This is a genomic window from Rickettsiella endosymbiont of Aleochara curtula (assembly GCF_964030935.1).
Classification (GTDB): Bacteria; Pseudomonadota; Gammaproteobacteria; order Diplorickettsiales; family Diplorickettsiaceae; genus Aquirickettsiella.
In genome coordinates, this window is record NZ_OZ034990.1 from 285,443 (window position 1) to 305,154 (window position 19,712).

The 19,712-nt window shown below is 40.5% G+C and carries 17 protein-coding genes; all 17 read left to right on the plus strand.

Annotated elements, in window-relative coordinates:
• The first annotated feature begins 12 nt into the window (after positions 1-12).
• The 17 genes from ybgF (at position 13) to lapB (ending at position 19,700) form a co-directional block, all read left to right on the plus strand.
• Positions 13-1,107, plus strand: a complete 1,095-nt coding sequence (ybgF, locus tag AAHF87_RS01225) for a tol-pal system protein YbgF (protein WP_342146440.1) — start codon at positions 13-15, stop codon at positions 1,105-1,107.
• Positions 1,108-1,266: 159 nt separating this feature from the next.
• Entirely contained in the window at positions 1,267-2,049 is a 783-nt protein-coding gene (gene truA, locus AAHF87_RS01230; protein WP_342146441.1) for a tRNA pseudouridine(38-40) synthase TruA, read from the plus strand.
• A gap of 143 nt (positions 2,050-2,192) precedes the next feature.
• On the plus strand, positions 2,193-3,290 hold the full coding sequence (gene potA, locus AAHF87_RS01235; protein ID WP_342146443.1) for a spermidine/putrescine ABC transporter ATP-binding protein PotA: 1,098 nt from the start codon (positions 2,193-2,195) through the stop codon (positions 3,288-3,290).
• Complete coding sequence (gene potB / locus AAHF87_RS01240) at positions 3,280-4,146, plus strand: spermidine/putrescine ABC transporter permease PotB (protein WP_342146445.1); 867 nt, start codon at positions 3,280-3,282, stop codon at positions 4,144-4,146. The genes potA and potB overlap by 11 nt, the downstream gene beginning before the upstream one ends.
• Positions 4,124-4,897 (plus strand): spermidine/putrescine ABC transporter permease PotC, encoded by a 774-nt coding sequence (gene potC, locus AAHF87_RS01245; RefSeq protein ID WP_342146447.1) that lies wholly within the window; start codon positions 4,124-4,126, stop codon positions 4,895-4,897. Before potB ends, potC begins: the two co-directional genes overlap by 23 nt.
• Before the next feature lie 2 nt (positions 4,898-4,899).
• Positions 4,900-5,934: a spermidine/putrescine ABC transporter substrate-binding protein gene (locus AAHF87_RS01250; RefSeq protein ID WP_342146448.1), complete on the plus strand. Its 1,035-nt coding sequence runs from the start codon at positions 4,900-4,902 to the stop codon at positions 5,932-5,934.
• A gap of 194 nt (positions 5,935-6,128) precedes the next feature.
• Positions 6,129-7,022 (plus strand): acetyl-CoA carboxylase, carboxyltransferase subunit beta, encoded by an 894-nt coding sequence (gene accD / locus AAHF87_RS01255; RefSeq protein WP_342146449.1) that lies wholly within the window; start codon positions 6,129-6,131, stop codon positions 7,020-7,022.
• A complete protein-coding gene (folC, locus tag AAHF87_RS01260) occupies positions 7,009-8,289 on the plus strand; it encodes a bifunctional tetrahydrofolate synthase/dihydrofolate synthase (protein WP_342146450.1) in 1,281 nt (426 codons plus the stop codon). The genes accD and folC overlap by 14 nt, the downstream gene beginning before the upstream one ends.
• Positions 8,290-8,508: 219 nt before the next feature.
• On the plus strand, positions 8,509-9,849 hold the full coding sequence (locus AAHF87_RS01265) for an NCS2 family permease (RefSeq protein WP_342146452.1): 1,341 nt from the start codon (positions 8,509-8,511) through the stop codon (positions 9,847-9,849).
• A gap of 179 nt (positions 9,850-10,028) precedes the next feature.
• Complete coding sequence (locus AAHF87_RS01270; protein WP_342146453.1) at positions 10,029-11,780, plus strand: ABC transporter ATP-binding protein/permease; 1,752 nt, start codon at positions 10,029-10,031, stop codon at positions 11,778-11,780.
• A 125-nt stretch (positions 11,781-11,905) separates the two neighbouring features.
• A complete protein-coding gene (locus AAHF87_RS01275; protein WP_342146454.1) occupies positions 11,906-14,263 on the plus strand; it encodes a multicopper oxidase domain-containing protein in 2,358 nt (785 codons plus the stop codon).
• A gap of 93 nt (positions 14,264-14,356) precedes the next feature.
• Complete coding sequence (locus tag AAHF87_RS01280) at positions 14,357-14,824, plus strand: SPOR domain-containing protein (protein WP_342146456.1); 468 nt, start codon at positions 14,357-14,359, stop codon at positions 14,822-14,824.
• Positions 14,825-15,613 (plus strand): orotidine-5'-phosphate decarboxylase, encoded by a 789-nt coding sequence (pyrF, locus tag AAHF87_RS01285; protein ID WP_342146457.1) that lies wholly within the window; start codon positions 14,825-14,827, stop codon positions 15,611-15,613. It begins immediately after the preceding gene.
• On the plus strand, positions 15,604-16,326 hold the full coding sequence (gene cmk / locus AAHF87_RS01290) for a (d)CMP kinase (protein WP_342146460.1): 723 nt from the start codon (positions 15,604-15,606) through the stop codon (positions 16,324-16,326). Before pyrF ends, cmk begins: the two co-directional genes overlap by 10 nt.
• Positions 16,327-16,401: 75 nt before the next feature.
• A complete protein-coding gene (rpsA, locus tag AAHF87_RS01295) occupies positions 16,402-18,021 on the plus strand; it encodes a 30S ribosomal protein S1 (RefSeq protein WP_342146462.1) in 1,620 nt (539 codons plus the stop codon).
• Between the two features lie 77 nt (positions 18,022-18,098).
• Complete coding sequence (locus AAHF87_RS01300) at positions 18,099-18,389, plus strand: LapA family protein (RefSeq protein WP_342146464.1); 291 nt, start codon at positions 18,099-18,101, stop codon at positions 18,387-18,389.
• A 150-nt stretch (positions 18,390-18,539) separates the two neighbouring features.
• Complete coding sequence (gene lapB, locus AAHF87_RS01305) at positions 18,540-19,700, plus strand: lipopolysaccharide assembly protein LapB (RefSeq protein ID WP_342146466.1); 1,161 nt, start codon at positions 18,540-18,542, stop codon at positions 19,698-19,700.
• Positions 19,701-19,712: the final 12 nt, after the last annotated feature.

Below are 19,712 nucleotides of genomic sequence, written 5' to 3' on the forward strand. Positions count from 1 at the left end.
TAGGAATTAACTATGCGATCGAATTTATCTTTAGATAGAGTACTCACGTTGCAAAATAGAGACTCGATTTTACCTGAAAGAATAAATTCGAGCCTAGTGAGGTCGATTAAGATTAGCTTATGCTGTGTGAGCTTATTAATAAGCTCACTCGCGTATGCACTTGCACCCGTCGTTGATGCCTATGATGATGACGATGACGCGCCAGCGACATCATCTACTGCTACTACACCTTCAAGCCCAGCGAATGCACCGAGTCAGTCGAATAATACGCTACCTAATTCCGAACCCAGTCCAGCCGCGCCAAGTCCGCCAGCGGTGCCGAGTAATTCAGCTTCTTTTTCGTTGGAACAGCGCGTCACGATTTTAGAGCGACAAATCGCTAATCTGAATCCTTTGTTGGTGCAAATCGATGATTTACAACAACAATTACAAACTTTACAGGGCAAAATTGAATCACAACAACATGCGATCAAAGTATTAGAAGAGCAAGTACGTAATCAATATTTAGCTTTGGAAAAACGCTTGGCTCCACGAAGTAATCCGACGGCGGCTTATACTGGAAAATCGGCCGCTGTTTCAACACTGCCGGTTAATAGCCGCTTGGGTCCGCGTCCACTGGTTGATCTGAGTAGTTCTAAGAAAGAAGTGTCTCCTGACCGAAAGTCAATGATGCCTAATGCCGCGCCTACACCGGCGGCAGAGCGTGCTTATCAGGCTGCATTTCAATTGCTAAAAACCAAACAATACAACGAAGCGATAGAAGCCTTTGAGACTTTCAATAAAAAATTTCCGAATGATCTGAATGTGGCGAATGCCGATTATTTTTTAGGTCAGTTGTACTTGTTACAAGGTCAAGCCGATCCCGCGATTAACTTCTTTAAACGTTTTATTACGCGTTATAGCCAAGATGCACGAGTTCCTGATGCTATGTTGCAATGTGGCTTAGCTTATTTTGCTAAGGGCGATAAGCAAATGGCGATGGAAACGTTTGAAAAAATAATTCAACAATATCCTGATTCGAAGGCCGCAGAAGCGGCTCAAGCCCGCTTACAGCAATTTAAAGCCATGATTTCTGCAGCGACTAATCCAACCAAAAACAAGGTTTAAAGAATTAAATGCATGAATATAAAACTCAACGTCACGGCGAGCGAATGGAATGAGCGTGGCATCCATGCATTGCCGCACCTGCGGTGCTCGCAATGACGAGTGATATTTTACGTACTAGTAATGTCGAGCAAGAATAATATTAAGCAGACGATCAAGCTTATGAGAATTGCATTAGGGGTTTCTTATCAAGGTAGCGCCTACCACGGCTGGCAATCGCAAACGGGATTGTCGTGCATACAAACCTATTTAGAACAAGCTATTAGTCATGTTGCGGATCATCCGATTGTGCTTAGCTGTGCCGGACGCACCGATAAAGGTGTGCATGCCTTAGGTCAAGTGGTGCATTTTGATACACTAGCGCAGCGATCCCAACAGGCGTGGTTATTAGGTTGCAACAGTCATTTACCCGCAGATATTCGGGTTAATTGGGTGAAGGGGGTGGAGTGTACTTTTCATGCGCGATTTTCTGCATTAGCACGGCGTTATCAGTATATTATTTATAATCAGCGCTTAAAAAGTGCACTATGGAATCAATATACCAGTCATTGTTATTATCCCTTAAATGAAAGTGATATGCAGTCCGCTGCGCAGACTCTTATCGGCGTCCATGATTTTAGTTCATTTCGCGCAGCTAGTTGTCAAGCCAAGCATGCACGACGCGAGGTGCAGTTTATTAAAGTCACGCGTGAAAAATGCTATGTTACCATCGATATTCAAGCCAATGCTTTTTTGCATCATATGGTACGCAATATCAGTGCGGTATTAATGTCGATAGGCGCGGGTAAAAAACCTATCACTTGGGCTAAAGAAGTGTTATTAGCGCAAGACCGTCGTGCTGCTGATGTGACGGCTACACCGAATGGTTTATACTTATCCCAAGTAGTTTATCCAGAAAACTTTTCATTGCCTCAAACAGTAAATGATTTTTTCAAAATGATTTAAGGGACCGGAGTTATTTTATCTGGATTGCCGCGCGCCTTTGGCGCTCGCAATGACGAGATATAAAATACTTGGTTTTACTGAAGCTCTATTGCATAATCCCTTTCAATTTTACTATCCATCATGAAAGTGGGGTTACCTGTGTAATGAATGGGAATGTTCTTGAACTCAAAGGAGTTACTAAACGCTTCGATGACGAAGATGTTTTAGAAGATATTAACTTCGAGGTGAGGCATGGCGAATTTTTGACCTTGCTGGGGCCTAGCGGTTGCGGAAAGACCACGTTGTTGCGTTTGATCTCGGGTTTTGAACAACCTGATGGTGGCGTCATCTGCATTAATGGTGTTAATGTTAAAGGCTTAACGCCGCAAGAACGTCACGTAAATACCGTTTTTCAAAGTTATGCTTTATTTCCTCATCTGAATGTTTTTGACAATATTGCTTTCGGTTTGCGTTGCAAAGGTGGATTATCGAAAGCAGAGATTAAGCAACAGGTTGATGAAGCTTTAAATATGGTGAAGTTGGCACACTTAAGTGCGCGTAAACCCGAACAATTAAGTGGCGGACAACAGCAACGTGTAGCCATTGCCAGGGCTGTAGTGAATAAACCCAGCATTCTTTTATTGGACGAGCCGTTAAGTTCTTTAGACTATCGCTTGCGCAAAACCATGCAGCTGGAGTTAAAGCAGCTACAAACCCAATTGGGCATTACGTTTATCTTTGTGACGCATGATCAAGAAGAGGCCTTGTCGATGTCGGATCGCGTGGTGGTGATGCATGAAGGACGTATCGAACAAATCGGTACGCCGCGAGAAGTGTACGAAGAACCACATAGTTTACGTGTGGCACGTTTCATAGGTGAGGTAAATATTTTCGAAACACAAATTATTTCTGCCGATGAACATGTGTTTCATGCGGTGATTGAAGGTAAAGAGTTTACGTTAAAAAATCGACGCCATTTTTCCAAGAGTCAAAAGGTCTATACTTTAGTCAGGCCCGAAGATCTAGAGGTTTGGTCGCCGGCTGAAGTCACCGATACGTCGCAAATGTTTCCGGGTGTGGTTGAACAAGTGATTTACAAAGGTTCTACCGTGGATCTGATGGTGCGTTTGGAAAGTCAAAATTTATTGGCCGCCACACAATTTTTCAATGAAGACGATGAAAAATTAGATTTCCATAGTGGAGAGTCGGTGTGGGTGCACTGGATTCCGGGATGGGAGGTAATTTTACCTGATGAAAGTTGATCGCCTCTTTAAAGGAAGTACCATAGGTATCATTTGGCTGTGGTTGTCTGTATTTGCTTTACTGCCGACGCTACTGGTATTGATAATAAGTTTACTGGAAAATGATCCGGCCAATCTTATTCGTTGGAAATTTTCACTGCAAAATTATCAAGCTTTATTAAATCCTATTTATTTTAAGGTATTTTGGCATTCATTTTGTGTAGCCGGACTGTGTAGTTTAATTTGCTTAATACTAAGTTATCCGTTTGCTTATCTGTTAGCGCGACTCGATTCTAGATATAAGAGTTTATTATTATTTTTAGTGATCATTCCTTTTTGGACCAGTTCCTTAATCCGTACTTATGCGATTATCTCAATATTAAAAGCAAAAGGTTTGTTAAACACCTTACTACTTTCACTCGGCATCATTCACCACCCGTTAACCATTTTATATACCACTACCGCAGTGATTATTGGTTTGGTATACAGCTTATTGCCATTTATGATTTTGCCTTTGTATGCCAATATCGAAAAATTAGATACACAATTTATTGATGCAGCGCGTGATTTGGGAGCAAATAGCCTAACTATTTTGACGCGCGTGATTTTACCCTTAACGCTGCCGGGTATTATGGGCGGCATCATTTTGGTGTTCTTGCCAGCGATGAGTATGTTTTATATTCCGGATATTTTGGGCGGAGCAAAATCCTTGTTGGTGGGGAACCTTATTCAAAATGAATTTTTATCCGCGCATAATTGGCCTTTGGGTTCTGCGGTGAGTATGGTGCTGACGTTAGCAATGGGTGTACTGTTGTTACTCTATCGACGTGCCAATAAAATTGGACAATATTACGATGAACCGATTGGCGAGATTTAGTTATTTGGCAGTGATCTACTGCTTTTTTTATTTTCCTATCATTTTGTTGATTATTTATTCTTTTAATAATTCAACCTACTCATTGCTTTGGCATGGATTTACTTTAGATTGGTATAAACAATTAGGTGATGATAGCAATCTTGCGGTTGTCGCGTTGCATTCATTAGAAGTGGGCGTGTTAGCGGCAAGTTTTGCAACCTTGATAGGTACGATTGCGGCAACCTGTCTGTATCGTTATCGATTCTTTGGTAAGCATTTACTGCATGGTTTATTGTTTGTATTGATAGTCTCGCCGGATATCGTCATGGGGATTTCATTGTTGATCCTATTTTTTTTACTGAACATGCGTTTAGGTTTTTGGTCATTGTTATTATCGCATATTACTTTTTGTATTCCTTTTGTGGCGGTCACGGTTTATAGTCGCTTGACTGGTTTAGATAAAAATATTTTTGAAGCCGCGCGTGATTTAGGTGCGAATGACTTTATGAGTTTTCGGCGGATTATTATTCCTATGTTATGGCCGGCTATTTTAGCAGGTTGGTTATTAAGTTTTACCTTATCACTCGATGATGTGATCATTAGTTTTTTTGTCACCGGTCCCGATTTTCAAATTTTACCCTTATATATTTATTCCTTAGTGCGCATAGGATTAAAACCGGAATTGAACGCGCTGTGTTCAGTGATGTTTGCGATTACCTTATTTATCGTGGTGGCCTTCCAACTCGTCTTACCTAAAAAGGTCAAACAATAATTATGCGTCTGGTTTGCTTCTTAATCTTGGGGTTGTTTTTTCTTGCTAGACCTGCGATTGCAGAAGAAAATATCGTTAATATTTATAACTGGTCGAGCTATATCTCCGGCGATGTATTAAAAGAGTTTACTCAAGAGACTGGAATCAAAGTCAATTATACGACTTATGACAGTAATGAGACTTTGTATGCGAAGCTTAAAGCGAATCCGCATACCGGCTATGATGTTATCGTGCCATCGACTTATTTTGTCGATCGCATGCGCCAACAAGGCATGTTACAAGCATTGGATAAATCTCGTTTACCGAATTTTAAAAATCTAAATCCGGCGTTACTGAATAAATCCTATGATCCAGATAATCGTTATAGTATTCCGTATTTTTGGACTTCAACCGGTATCGTTGTTAATAGCAAGATTCATTCCGCACAACAATTACAAGCCTGGGCAGACTTTTGGAATCCGCGTTACCGTAAACAATTACTTTTATTAGACGATGTGCATGAAGTGTTTTCCATGGCATTGATGGTGTTAGGTTATTCACCGAATGACATCGATCCGGAGCATATACGTTTGGCCTATCTCAAATTAAGGCAATTAATGCCGAATGTACGCTTGTTTAATAACGATGGGGTAAAATCACTTTTCATTGATGAAGACTTAAGTGTCGGTATGGCTTGGAATGGTGATATTTATCAAGCGGCACAAGAAAATCCTGCGTTACGTTTTATTTATCCTAAAGAAGGCTTTGTGATTTCTATCGATAGTATGGCGATTCCAATCGGCGCATCCCATGTCAATAATGCTTATATTTTTATCAATTTTATATTAAGACCGGATATTGCTAAAAAAATGAGTTTGGCGACCGGCTATCCGACACCTAATCTTGCTGCGTATAAACTAATGCCGAAGGCCATCTTGAATAATTCCATGATTTATCCTGATAAAAAGACCTTACAGCGTAGTGTGGTACAAGTTGATGTTGGGGCCGCAGAAAGTATTTATCAACATTATTGGGAATTGTTGAAAATTGGTGGTTGAGGCGCATTATCAATTAATCGTCATTGCGAGCACCATAGGTGCGTGGCAATCCATGGATGGCCACGGCCTTACTGACGTTTCGGCCTCGCCATGACGGGCTTTTTAATTTTTGTACTGTGCATAGTTGAACGGTATATACTAAAGGTTTAAGAAGAAAAGATTTAATTAGCGGGTGAGGGGTTAATAGGAAACTTATGAGTTGGTTAAAAAAAGTCATTAAAGGAATTCAGACCGTGGTTCGCAATACCACGGGTGTTCCTGAAAATAGTTGGATTAAATGTGATTCCTGCGGCGCAGTCTTATATCGTGCGGAATTTGAACGAAATCTGATGGTTTGTCCCACCTGTAATCATCATCATCGGGTTAAAGCGCGTAAACGTTTAGCGCAACTTTTAGATCCTGAAACCGGGCAAGAAATAGGCAGTCAAATAGAAGCAATGGATAGACTCAAATTTAAAGATCAATTTAAATATAAAGATCGCTTGCAATCGGCCATGAAAAAAACCGGTGAAAAAGAAGCCTTGTTAGTCATGCAAGGAAAATTAAAGGATAGGGCCGTTGTTTGCGCGGCGTTTGAGTTCGATTTTATGGGTGGATCGATGGGCGCTGCAGTAGGCGAACGTTTTGTGCAAGGTGTATTAAGGGCGATAGAAGAAGATATTCCTTTTATCTGTATCTCGGCGAGTGGTGGAGCGCGGATGCAGGAAGGTTTATTTTCATTAATGCAGATGGCAAAAACCAGTGCCGTTCTGGCTAAGCTTAAGCAGAAAGGATTGCCGTTCATTTCTGTGTTAACCGATCCGACCATGGGTGGTGTATCGGCAAGCTTTGCAAATCTCGGTGATGTTATTATTGCAGAACCTAAAGCTTTAATCGGCTTTGCCGGCCCGCGGGTTATTGAACAAACCGTACGTCAAGTATTACCCGAAGGCTTTCAGCGTAGTGAATTTTTGTTAGCGCATGGCGCCATCGATATGATCGTCGACAGAAGGGAATTAAAAGATAAAATTGCTTCGTTATTAAATAAATTGATGGCAGCGAATCAAGGACGTTATTCACTCACAGCCATTGCCAATGACGATCTCTAATGAATTAAGCTTAGATTCTCGAACATTATCCGATTGGTTAGCGTACATTGAGGCTTGTCATCCTAGCAGTATTGATCTAGGTTTAAAACGCATTTCACACGTTGCAGAGCGCTTAGCAGTATTAAACTTTAATTGTCCGGTGGTGATGGTTGCTGGAACGAATGGTAAAGGCTCTAATGTTGCTTTGACTGCCGCTATTTTAAGTGCAGCCGGTTACCGAGTCGGTACCTATACTTCACCGCATCTTATTCGTTATCAGGAACGTATCCAAATTGCCGGGCAGTGCATTAGCGATCAAGACTTATGCCGCGTTTTTCTAGATATTGAAAAAACCCGCGGTGATATTTTGTTGACTTATTTTGAGTTTGGAACCTTAGCTGCTTTATGTTATTTCAAACAAGCCGCATTAGACGCAATTATTTTAGAAATAGGTTTAGGTGGTCGTTTGGATGCCGTCAATTGTGTGGATGCGGATCTAGCTATTATCAGCATGATAGATTTAGATCATATGGATTGGCTGGGTGATACGCGTGAAAAAATTGGTTTTGAAAAAGCCGGCATCATGCGTCCGAATCGACCGTGTGTGTGTGGCGACTTTGAGCCGCCGCAATCTATCCTCAACACCGCCCAATCTTTAGCCAGTCCCTTATATCGGCAAGGCATAGAATTTGATTATAAAATGCAGGGACAATCCTGGTCGTGGATCAGTCAACAACTGACTCTGCGTGATTTACCTTTACCCAACATCGATTTACAGAATGCTGCGACAGTTTTGCAAGCTGTCGAATTACTCGGCGAGTATTTTATTATTACACCCCTGGCCATACAAGAAGGTTTAAAGCGGGTTTTTATACCCGGTCGCTTTCAAATCATTGAAAAAAATGCCCGCCAAATTATTATTGATGTCGCACATAATCCTGCCGGTGGGGAATGTTTATCAAAACGTTTGGCGAATACTCCTTGTTTAGGAAATACCTATGCCGTAGCGGGTATGTTGGCTACTAAAGATATTAGTAATACCTTGCGCCCTTTAAGGCATCATGTGGATCATTGGTATGTCTGTGATCTGGCTGAACAAAACGGCGCGAAAGCAACACAATTAAAACAAGCATTATTAGAGCTTGAAGTTAGCCAAACCATTTTAGAGTTTTCATCCCCTGATGGAGCTTTTCAACAGGCTTATCGACAGTTACAAAAAAATGATCGACTGCTGGTTTTTGGTTCTTTCCATACGGCAGCGGTGATCTACCGTTATTTAGAGGGTTAATTTTTTTTATAAAAAGGTAACGAATTCAATTGTAGAATTAAAAATCACCGTCATGGCGAGGCCGAAACGTGAGTGAGGCCGCGGCCATCCATGGATTGCCACGCACCTGCGGTGCTCGCAGACGGTTAATATTTTACACGTTCGCAATGGCAGGGTTTGCCACGCTTTGCAATGACATGTAGGTTCTATTCGCGAGACTTCTATTTTTGCAGGATAAACATGATCAAGCCAAAGAAAAACTTACTAGACACATATTTTAATATTCACGCACGTGGTAGTACTGTGCAGCGGGAAGTGATGGCTGGCTTAACTATTTTTTTGGCCATGCTATATTCTGTGATCGTCATCCCTAATATGTTAAAGCTGGCGGGTTTTCCGCCGTTAGCGACGTTTATTACCACGTGTTTGGTGGCGGCGTTTGGTTCTTTGTTGATGGGATTATGGGCCAATTTACCGATGGCGATAGGTTGTGCGGTTTCGCTTACCGCATTTACGACTTTCAGTATCGTCTTAACTCAACATCTGAGTATTGCTGTGGCTTTAGGTGCGGTGTTTTGGTTAGGGATTTTGTTTACACTCATTTCGATAACCGGAATACGTGCCTGGATTTTGCGTAATTTACCTCAGGGTGTGGCGTGTGGTATTGGGATAGGGATAGGTTTGTTTTTATTATTGATTGCCGCCACCAGCATTGGTTTAATCATTAAAAATCCGCAGCAAGGCTTACCGCTGCATTTAGGCATGTTTACTTCCTTTCCTGCACTGATGACGTTGCTAGGGTTGGCGATGATTTTTGGTTTGGAAAGAAGAGGTGTTCCAGGGGCGGTGCTATGGGTGATCCTATTTATTTCGGTGTTGGGTTTGTGGCTCGATCCACAGGTTAAATATCACGGATTGTTTGCAGTGCCGCATTTATTTAACGCAAAAACCGCAGGGTTATTTTTGCATTTAGATATTATTGGAGCCTTGCATCTTAGCGTATTACCTAGTGTTTTAGCGTTAGTCATGACCGCGGTATTTGATGCTACTGGTACGATACATGCGGTAGCCAGTCAGGCCAAATTGTTACAGGCCAATCAACCGATGAAAAATGAATCGAGAGCTTTAACCGCAGATTCTGTGAGCAGTATTTTTGCGGGTTTAATCGGTGCTTCACCGGCGGCGGTGTACATAGAATCAGCTGCGGGTACAGCCGTAGGCGGGAAAACCGGTTTGACGGCAACCATAGTGGGGCTGTTATTTTTGCTGACGTTATTTATTTCACCTTTGGCTTATTTAGTGCCCGCTTATGCTACGGCGCCGGCTTTAATGTATGTAGGTTTATTGATGCTAAGTAATGTATCCAAACTAAACTTTGCTGATTTTGTCGATGCTTTATCGGGATTATTATGCGCGGCTTTTATTGTATTAACCTGTAATATTGTGACGGGTATTATGCTAGGATTTAGTACTCTGGTAATAGGTCGCCTCTGTGCGGGAGAATGGCGACAGCTCACCCCGGGAACGGTGCTGATTGCAGTGATATTAGTGCTATTTTATATCAGTGGTTCGGCTATTTAAATCTAATCTAGATTATCTATATTTATAGATAAATTTATATCTTTTAAAACTTAAATGTTCTTTTTTTGCGCATTTTAAGTAGCTTTAGCTATGGCTTTCCCGTAAGCTGCTAGTGCTAGCAGCTGCGCATTCGATGTATGGCTTAATGAGAAAAAAGGGCATCTGGCAGCACCAATAATATGAAGAAATCTAATTCGCATTTAACATTTAATAAGCAATTCTGGCTGAGCTTTTGGCGCTTACTGAAGCCTTATTGGCAATCTGAAGAGAAAAAATTCGCCTATTGCTTACTTTTTTTAAATTTATTTTTTACGTTCGCCGCAGTGGAAGGTAATGTATGGTTAAGCTATTGCAGTAAAAATGTCTTTAATGCGTTGCAAAATTTTAATAAACCATTGATTTGGCAAAATTTAATGTTAACCGGCATGGTTGTTACATTCATGCTTTTAGCCTATGGTTTTGCATTTTATGTGAATGGTTTACTTGCTTTACGTTGGCGCCAATGGTTGACAAAAAATACTTTACGCAATTGGTTAGCGAATAAAAATTATTATCGTTTTCAGTTTTTAAATAAAAAAATAGACAACCCCGATCAACGTATCAGTGAAGATATGGATCAATTCACTCAATTGACTTTAGGGATAACGTTTCAAGTTTTGCAATCATTCACGCTTTTTATTTCATTTGGTATGATACTTTGGCGAACTGGCGGCCATTTTAACATCCCGTTAGGGCATCTTAATATTCTAATACCGGGTTATTTATTCTGGGCGGCTTGTTTATTTGGCGGTTTAGGTATATGGCTAACGAATCGCATTGGCAAAAAATTAATAAGCTATAATTACCATCAGCAACGTTATAACGCCAACTTTCGTTTTGCATTGATAAAATTTCGTGAGTCCAGAGATGAGATCGCTTTACAACGCGGAGAAACGTCAGAAGCCAGTCAATTTAATGGTTTGTTTGAGAAAATTTATCATAATTTTATCGATATTATTCATTTAAAAAAACACTTAACCTTTCTCGCTATGGGTTTTAATTTAGCCAGCATTCCCATTGCAACGCTGGTTGCTATACCACTTTTTTTAAGTAAAAAAATACAGTTTGGAGGATTAACGCAAATTACGATGGGATTTGGTAGTGTGGTTGCTTCATTTACTACTTTGATGCAGGTTTATACTTCATTAGCAGATTGGAATTCAATTATTGTGCGTTTAACCGAGTTAAATAACGCTATCGAACAGGCTAATGCATCACCTAACAAACTCATCATTCAAGAAAAAAACTATAGTTATCACATTACGCTTAAAAATTTAAACTTGTTTCTACCAGATGGACAAAGATTGTTAGGTCCTATTAATCTCTGCTTAGATTTAAGCGAGAATTACTTGATAAAAGGCCGCTCAGGTATCGGTAAAAGTTCATTGATTCGTGCACTGGCTGGAATTTGGCCTTTTGCAGAAGGGTCTATTTATTTTCCTAAAGATAAAAAGACTTTTTTTCTTTCACAAAAAACGTTTTTCCCATTAGGAACATTGAAAGATAGTCTTATCTATCCTAATCAACATTCAGTGACGAATGGTGAGTTAAAAGAATTACTCCGATGTTTTGGTTTAGCAAAATTTCAAACTGAATTAAATGAGATTAAGTCTTGGCAGCAAATCTGTTCGCCTGGCGAGCAGCAGTTAATGGCATTGATTAGAGTCGTTATCAATAAACCGGATATCTTATTTCTGGATGAGGCCACATCCGCATTAGATGCAGCTTCGCAAATTAATGCGTATCGAAATTTACGTTTACTTTTACCGCATACTAGTTTGATTAGTATTGGACACAGGGCCGATCTAGCGCAATTTCACAGTAAAATATTACTTTTTACTCAAAAGCAGCCATCATCTTTGTTGGCGGGTAGCGCGCCCGAAGTAGTTTGAACGTTTACTTCGGAAAAACCCAAAATTAGGCTTGATATCATGAGCCTATTTGAAAAGAACGCTTGACTCTAAATCTAAGCTAAAGTTTAATATTTTTTAGACCATCTCTAACTATAAAGCTCTATATGAAGCGTATCATTCGATTGGTTTATAGTATTACCCTTATTTTAGCACTGCTATTTGTCGATCAAGCGGATGCCAAAACACAGATTATCAATTTAACGGTAGCCTATAAGCAGGTCAATTTTACCGGAACACCGGCAGTAGCGATTGCCGTTAATAATCAAATTCCTGGCCCTATTCTACATTTCAAAGAAGGTCAGGCAGTCATCATCAATGTTTATAACCGACTCAGTGTAGGTACGAGTATTCATTGGCATGGTTTGTTGGTTCCTTGGCAAATGGATGGTGTCAGCGGCGTGAGCCAACAACCGATACCACCGGGTGGTGTTTTCCACTACCGTTTTACGCCTCAACAATCTGGTAGCTATTGGTATCATGCACACACCGGTCTGCAGGAACAGCAAGGTTTGTATGGTGGCATTATCATTAAGCCTAAAACACCCATACCTTATTATTACAATAAAGACTTTGTCATCGTGTTATCTGACTGGAGTAATACACTTCCAGAACAAATTTATGCCAATCTTAAAAAGGTCGACGGCTATTACGATTCCCGTTTCCCTTTACAACCTTCACTGTTAAAGTTTATTCGCGATTATAGAAATGCTACACCTTTAAAACGCCAACAATTACTGCGTAGTTACAAAATGATGCAAACAAGTCGTATGAATATTTATGACTTTAGTGACATCGCTTACGATGCTTATTTACTGAATGGACAGGTGAATCAACACCCTTGGACACGACAGGTGCAGGTAGGGGATAAAGTTCGCTTACGTTTTATTGGTGCAGGGGCGAGTACTAATTACAATGTGAAACTTAATCAAGGCAAGATGGAATTGGTTCAAGTTGATGGAAATAATATTAAACCTTATTTCGTCGATCATTTCAAAATTGAGCCCGGTGAAACCTATGATGTTTTAGTCAGGATTAAACAGCCTGGCAACACGATTATTTATGCTGAATCAATAGATACCTTAGGGCGAGCGATTGGAGTGCTCACTACGACGCCGTATTCGTCGGTCAATATTCAAAACGTCAAACTTTTTCCGGAACCTGCCCCAATGATGATGGGCAACATGAAAATGCAGGCATCAGTCTCAATGCCCGCTATGAACACCGCTGAGAATATGCCCGGCATGAACATGGAGAATACACATTCCATGTCGGGTATGAAAAGTTTAACGATGGGTTCTTCTTATCAAAAAATGATGGCTGCCGTTAAGACTAATAATCCCGATAAACCTATAGAAAAAACCATACACATGGATTTATCCGGTTATATGAACCGTTATATTTGGTTTATTAATGGCGTGACCTTAAATAATGCTCAACCGATTTTATTTAAACCAGGTAAACGTTATCGCGTGGTTTTTACCAATCATTCGATGATGGATCATCCCATGCACATTCATGGACACTGGTTTATTTTACGTAACGGTCATGGTGCTTACGATCCTTTATTGCATACGGTTGTTGTTCCGCCAATGGCAACGGTGGTGGTGGATATTGATACCGATGCGAGTGGGCAATGGTTTTTTCATTGTCATCAGCTTTATCATATGGCAGCGGGCATGGCGCGGGTTTTTCAATACACGACGTTAGTTGACGTGACACCAGCAAACCAACGTCCGCAAACTATCGTCCAACCCTTAGCTTATACCAATCAAGCGATAGTCCGTGTCCAGCATCTACCTGTCGATCAAAACTTAATCGATCACCCTTCGGATCATGCGCCACGTTTTTTTACGGCGAATCTACTGGATGTTAATCAAAATCTAATTAATAACGATCAAGAAATTACTTATAAAGGTATGTTTGGCGGGGATAATAATAAACTGCAACTGTATTTGGAAAAAGCTGAAATCAACCAAGGTGTTATTGACAATGCAAATCTAGATATCTTTTATTGGCATGCCATTAGTCAATTCTGGGCGATTAAGGGCGGTGTGAATTATATGTATCGCCCCACCATGACGCCGTATTTTCAGCCAGGTATCGGTATTGAAGGATTAACACCCTATTTTATTCAAACCGATATTCGTGCTTATTATCATAATGGCAGCAGTAAACTGAATGTGGATTTAACCCGCGATACGCAAATTGCACATAATTTCTTTATCCAAACGGAAATAGAAGCTTTATTTGCGAATAAAACCGTCGCACATGATTTAGTAGGTAGTGGAGTCAATGAGTTACAGTTAACTTTAAGACCCTATTATCAAATTAATCCTACGCTGGCGGTGTATGTACAATATCAACATACCGGTAATTACGGCAATACCAAGCAGTTGTTTCAAGAAAATAATCTTCCCACCAGTGATAATACCTACAGCTTAGGATTGTCGTTATTGTTTTAGTTTGAAAAAAACACTGCCAAAAAAATTATTGCTACCATTCGCAAATTCCTGTCTTATAGGTATAATTCATCAATAAATTTGTTGAGATAGCTTGTGGATTTTTCATTTAAACGCGCTAGTTTTATTACTATTATTGTTATTGCCGCCTTGTTGGTTATTTTTGTGCCGCTGTGGATGAAAGATTATCGTGCGGAAAACGTGCTATCGTTTACTATTCCCACCGTACCTGTCGCGCCTACTGCAGCGTTATTACGCTTAACTTCCAGTAAAGCCAGCATGAAAAGTTTGCTGAACTTTCCTTTAACGCCGGCAAAAGCCTGGGTAGTTGAATTACCTGATATCAAAGATCCCGCAGAAGCTGAGAATCTGGTGCAAACCTTACGCCGTAAAGGCTTTAATGCCTATAGTCGTCCCTACAAAAGTTTATTGGGCGTATTGACACGTGTTTTTGTAGGGCCAGAAATTAAACCGGAACAAATGAAGCAAGTGGCCGAGCAACTCAATACCGAGCTACATCTGACGACGCAGATTGTTGCATTTGATCCTTTACTTAACCCATAAATGTCAAAAAAAATTAAAAAATTAAGTTTTGCTGAGCGCGCGATTGTTTGCTTAAACGCCAGTGCGCAACGTTTATGTCAACTGATAGCGGAAAAACAAACAAATCTTTGTTTATCTGCCGATGTTAATCTTACGTCTGATTTGCTGAATTTAGCGGATATAGTAGGGGATGAAATTTGTCTATTAAAAACGCATGTCGATATTCTGTCTGATTTCAGTGTCGATTTTATCCAGCAACTTAATTATTTAGCGGATAAACATCAGTTTTTAATCTTTGAAGATCGTAAATTTGCTGATATTGGTCATACCGTCAAACAACAATATGCTGGGGGTATCTACCAAATCGCCCATTGGGCCGATATTGTTAATGCACACACGGTACCTGGCCCCGGCGTTATTCAAGGTTTGCGAGAAGTAGGCTTGGCTAAAAAAAGGGGTTTATTATTGCTTGCAGAAATGAGTTCAGCAGGTTCCTTAGCTAAGGGGGCTTACACGCAAGCGAGTCTTGCTATGGCTGAAGAATATCCCGATTTTGTTATGGGCTTTATTGCGCAGCATCAATTAACAGAAAATCCTGGCTTGATACACATGACGCCAGGCGTACAGTTCGATGCGAGTGCTGCGGATGATGGTCTCGGCCAACACTATATTTCCCCTGAACAAGCCATTACAAAAAATGGCACGGACATCATTATTGTGGGTCGTGGTATTTATCAAGCGGCCGATCCGGCGGCGAGCGCCCATCATTACCGGAAATCGGCTTGGAAGGCTTATTTATCATGTTGTTAAGCACAGAAAAAACATCGCTCATTCCGGTGATTACGATCGATGGTCCGAGTGGTTCTGGCAAGGGTACGATTAGTCATTTATTAGCCCAAGAATTGGCTTGGCATTTCCTCGATAGCGGAGCCATTTATCGTGCCGCCGCTTGGATTGCGACAACGACGCAGACACCTTTTGATGAAGATAAATTACTTCCTTTAGTGGCGGACTTAGATCTTAATTTCAGTGTACGAGCGTCCGATCAAATGCTGAGGATTTTTTGGCAGCAGCGCGATATCACCGATAGCCTACGCACGCAAGAAATCGGCCAATTAGCCTCACAATTAGGGGCTTATCCTAAGGTTCGGCAGGCCTTACTCGCCTACCAGCGGGCATTTCGCCGCGCCCCGGGCTTGGTGGCCGACGGCCGAGATATGGGTAGTGTGGTTTTCCCGGATGCGGAGCTTAAAATCTTCCTGGAAGCGAGCCTAGAAGAACGTGCTAAACGACGTTATTTACAGTTGAAGGCAAAGGGGAAGCATGTTAGCCTTGACGCTGTGCGAGCAGAGCTTGAACAGCGGGATCGTCAAGATAGACAGCGTCCAATAGCGCCACTCATAGCGCCCAAGGGAGCTATTAATATCGATACGACGCACTTAAGCATTCAAGAAGTGCTACAGCTTATTAAAGATAAGTTGTTGTCACAACTTAGCACGAAAAAATGTAACAGGGGGCATTAGGCTAGAAAATTGGCCTAATGCTGGATGTGTTGTCATTCGCTGAATGATGACACACCCAAATTTTAACCGCGCGTATTGCGCCATAACCATGGTTCTCTAAAAAAGAACAAGCGATATAACACTATGAGTGAGAGTTTTGCACAGTTACTGGAGGAGAATTTCTCCGAGCGTATTTTTTACACCGGGATGATTATTACCGGAACCGTAGTCCGCATCGAAAAAGACCGTGTTGTTGTTAATGCGAATTTAAAATCAGAAGGCTTGATTCCCATTGAGCAATTCTATAATGAAGCCGGTGAATTAGAAGTCAAAGTGGGCGACCAAATTGACGTCAGTATAGAATCTTTAGAAGATGGTTTTGGTGAAACACGTTTATCACGTGAAAAAGCCAAGCGTGCAGAAATGTGGACCGCTTTACAGCGTGCACACGATGCCGATACGGTAGTGACCGGGAAAGTGACAGGAAAAGTGAAAGGTGGTTTTACGGTGGAAATCGGTAATCTACGTGCCTTCTTACCTGGCTCTTTAGTTGATGTACGTCCAGTACGTGATTCTAGTATTATCGAAGGTAAAGATCTGGAATTTAAAGTTATTAAGCTTGATCCTAAGCGCAATAATATCGTTTTATCACGGCGTGCGGTGCTTGAATCAGAAGGTCAAGCCGGACGCGAACAGTTATTAACTGAATTAGAAGAAGGTCAAGTCATTAAAGGTATCGTAAAAAACCTAGCGGATTACGGTGCATTTATCGACTTAGGTGGCATCGACGGTCTATTACACGTGACCGATATTTCGTGGAAACGCGTCAAGCAACCCAGTGAAGTATTAACCATAGGCGATGAAATTGAAGTCGTGGTATTGAAAATCGAAAGAGACAGAGGCCGTGTTTCATTAGGGCTTAAACAATTAGTCGGCGATCCTTGGGAAGACTTAGTCAAACGTTACCCTGTCGGTACACGCTTAAAAGGTAAAGTAACTAATGTCACTGATTATGGTTGTTTTGTCGAAATAGAAGAAGGTGTTGAAGGCTTAGTCCACGTTTCAGAAATGGATTGGACCAACAAAAACATTAATCCAAATAAAATCGTTCAAGCAGGCATGGAAATTGAGGTCGTCGTATTAGATATTGATTCGGATCGACGTCGTATTTCTTTAGGTATTAAGCAGTGTAAGTCTAACCCTTGGGAAGATTTTGCGAATACGCATGCTAAAGGCGAACGTATTACCGGTAAAATAAAATCGATCACTGATTTCGGTCTTTTCATCGGCTTACCCGGTAACATCGATGGTTTAGTCCACTTATCGGATATCGCATGGAATATATCGGGCGAAGAAGCGGTGCGTAAATACAAAAAAGGTGATGAATTAGAAACGATCATTTTATCCATCGATCCTGAACGCGAACGTATTTCGCTGGGTATTAAACAATTGGATACCGAATCATCGCATCCTTTTGATAAATATACTAAAGATCAAATGGTCAAAGGAAAAATAACCGAAATTAACGACGAAGGAATGAAAGTTGATTTAGGTAATAATATCGAAGCTCAACTTAAAACGACTGAGTGCGGTGAAGAGGGGAAAAATTTTGAAGTGGGACAAGAAATCGAAGCAAGAATTTTAAATCTTGATCGAAAAAATCGTCACATTTCACTTTCTTTACTTCCTTTAGAAGAAAAAGTAGTCACTAAATAAGCTTTTTCTTAAGCAAATCAGCATGGGGCTAGAAGGTGTCTTTTATTGAAGACACCTTCTAATTAGTAGGTAAGTCTATGCGATGCATAACATATTTGTTCCTGATAGTATTATTCATATTGGGGCTGATTTTTGCCGGTCTGAATGCCGATCTAGTCAGTGTTAATTATTATTTGGGTACTAAGCGATTACCGCTGTCTTTATTAACCATACTTAGTTTTATTGTGGGCGGTTTATTAGGCTTATTAACGGCTTTTATTACGTATATAAAACTTAAATATGTTAATCGGCGTTTACGACATCGGTTAAATTTAGTCGAAAAAGAACTAAGCAATTTAAGAGCTTTACCGTTTAAAGATCAACATTAATACCATCGTCATGGCGAGCGAATGTAATGAGCGTGGCCATCCACAATTAATCGGTATTTTTCCTGGATTGCCGCGCACCTGCGGCGCTCGCAATGACGATTAATGCTCTTTGCGCTAGCAATGACAGGGTGTATCCTATTGAGCGTAATTATGCTGGAGTTACTGTTTTTATTGCTGCCTATTGCCGCCGCTTCCGGTTGGTATGCTGCTTTTTGTAAATTTTCCAATTCAAATTCAAGTAAAAAAAACGAATGCAATCGTGAGTATTTACGCGGTTTAAATTATTTGCTCAATGAGCAGTCAGATAAAGCGGTGGATACCTTTATTAAGATACTCGAAGTAGATACAGAAACCGTGGAAACCCATTTAGCCTTAGGTGTGTTATTTCGTCGGCGTGGTGAAATCGATCGCGCTATCCGGCTTCATCAAAATTTGATTGCCAGACCTAATCTCGCGCATGCACAAAAATTACAAGCCTTGTTAGCCCTAGGCAGAGATTATTATTGCGCAGGTTTATTAGATAGGGCAGAGCGCTTATTTTTTGAAGTGATCCATCATGACGATAGCGAGTACGCGCGTATTGCTGTGCGTTATCTATTAGAAATCTACCAACAACAAAAGCGTTGGGAAATCGCCATAAAACAAGCAAAAAAAATTTCGAAATGGGATAACAAAATTTTTAAAAATATTGCGCATTATCATTGCGAATTAGCACAGAATTTACTCAATACCAAAGCCAGCCAAAAAGAAGTTATTAAACTCTTAGAGCAGGCGCTAAAATATGATGTGAACTGTGTTCGAGCTAATCTTATTAAAGGAAAATTGGCCATTGCTGCCGAAAAATGGGAAGAAGCGATTACTATTTATCAAGCAATAAAAAAACAAGATCCGGATTATATTACTGAAACGTTAGCACCACTTAATCAATGTTATTTACAACATCATTCAGGAACGATAGGGTTATTAGGTTATTTGCATGAAACACTCAACGAGCATGCACAGACACCCATTTCACTGGCTATCGTTAAATTAATCCAAGAAAATGATAATGATAAAGCACTTCAATTTTTGACGCGGCAATTACAAGCTAAGCCTTCATTGCCTGGCTTATATCAATTAGTTGATTTACATTTAGCACAAGAAAATTGTTTTCTGACGGATAAAAGTAATTTAACTAGCTTAAAAGATCTGATTAAAAAATTGATGGAAAATAAACCGGTCTATCGTTGTTTAAGCTGTGGTTTTAATAGCAAAATGCTTGATTGGCTATGCCCGGCGTGTCGTAGTTGGAGTACAATAAAACCACTATGAAAAGATATAAAA

What these genes read in the sequence shown, in the direction of transcription:
- folC (WP_342146450.1), top strand. Translation starts at nt 7,009, where the DNA reads ATGACGATCTCTAATGAATTAAGCTTAGATTCTCGAACATTATCCGAT.
- AAHF87_RS01275 (WP_342146454.1), top strand. Translation starts at nt 11,906, where the DNA reads ATGAAGCGTATCATTCGATTGGTTTATAGTATTACCCTTATTTTAGCA.
- truA (WP_342146441.1), top strand. Translation starts at nt 1,267, where the DNA reads ATGAGAATTGCATTAGGGGTTTCTTATCAAGGTAGCGCCTACCACGGC.
- potC (WP_342146447.1), top strand. Translation starts at nt 4,124, where the DNA reads ATGAACCGATTGGCGAGATTTAGTTATTTGGCAGTGATCTACTGCTTT.
- AAHF87_RS01265 (WP_342146452.1), top strand. Translation starts at nt 8,509, where the DNA reads ATGATCAAGCCAAAGAAAAACTTACTAGACACATATTTTAATATTCAC.
- AAHF87_RS01250 (WP_342146448.1), top strand. Translation starts at nt 4,900, where the DNA reads ATGCGTCTGGTTTGCTTCTTAATCTTGGGGTTGTTTTTTCTTGCTAGA.
- AAHF87_RS01300 (WP_342146464.1), top strand. Translation starts at nt 18,099, where the DNA reads ATGCGATGCATAACATATTTGTTCCTGATAGTATTATTCATATTGGGG.
- accD (WP_342146449.1), top strand. Translation starts at nt 6,129, where the DNA reads ATGAGTTGGTTAAAAAAAGTCATTAAAGGAATTCAGACCGTGGTTCGC.
- lapB (WP_342146466.1), top strand. Translation starts at nt 18,540, where the DNA reads ATGCTGGAGTTACTGTTTTTATTGCTGCCTATTGCCGCCGCTTCCGGT.
- potA (WP_342146443.1), top strand. Translation starts at nt 2,193, where the DNA reads ATGAATGGGAATGTTCTTGAACTCAAAGGAGTTACTAAACGCTTCGAT.
- pyrF (WP_342146457.1), top strand. Translation starts at nt 14,825, where the DNA reads ATGTCAAAAAAAATTAAAAAATTAAGTTTTGCTGAGCGCGCGATTGTT.
- potB (WP_342146445.1), top strand. Translation starts at nt 3,280, where the DNA reads ATGAAAGTTGATCGCCTCTTTAAAGGAAGTACCATAGGTATCATTTGG.
- AAHF87_RS01270 (WP_342146453.1), top strand. Translation starts at nt 10,029, where the DNA reads ATGAAGAAATCTAATTCGCATTTAACATTTAATAAGCAATTCTGGCTG.
- cmk (WP_342146460.1), top strand. Translation starts at nt 15,604, where the DNA reads ATGTTGTTAAGCACAGAAAAAACATCGCTCATTCCGGTGATTACGATC.
- ybgF (WP_342146440.1), top strand. Translation starts at nt 13, where the DNA reads ATGCGATCGAATTTATCTTTAGATAGAGTACTCACGTTGCAAAATAGA.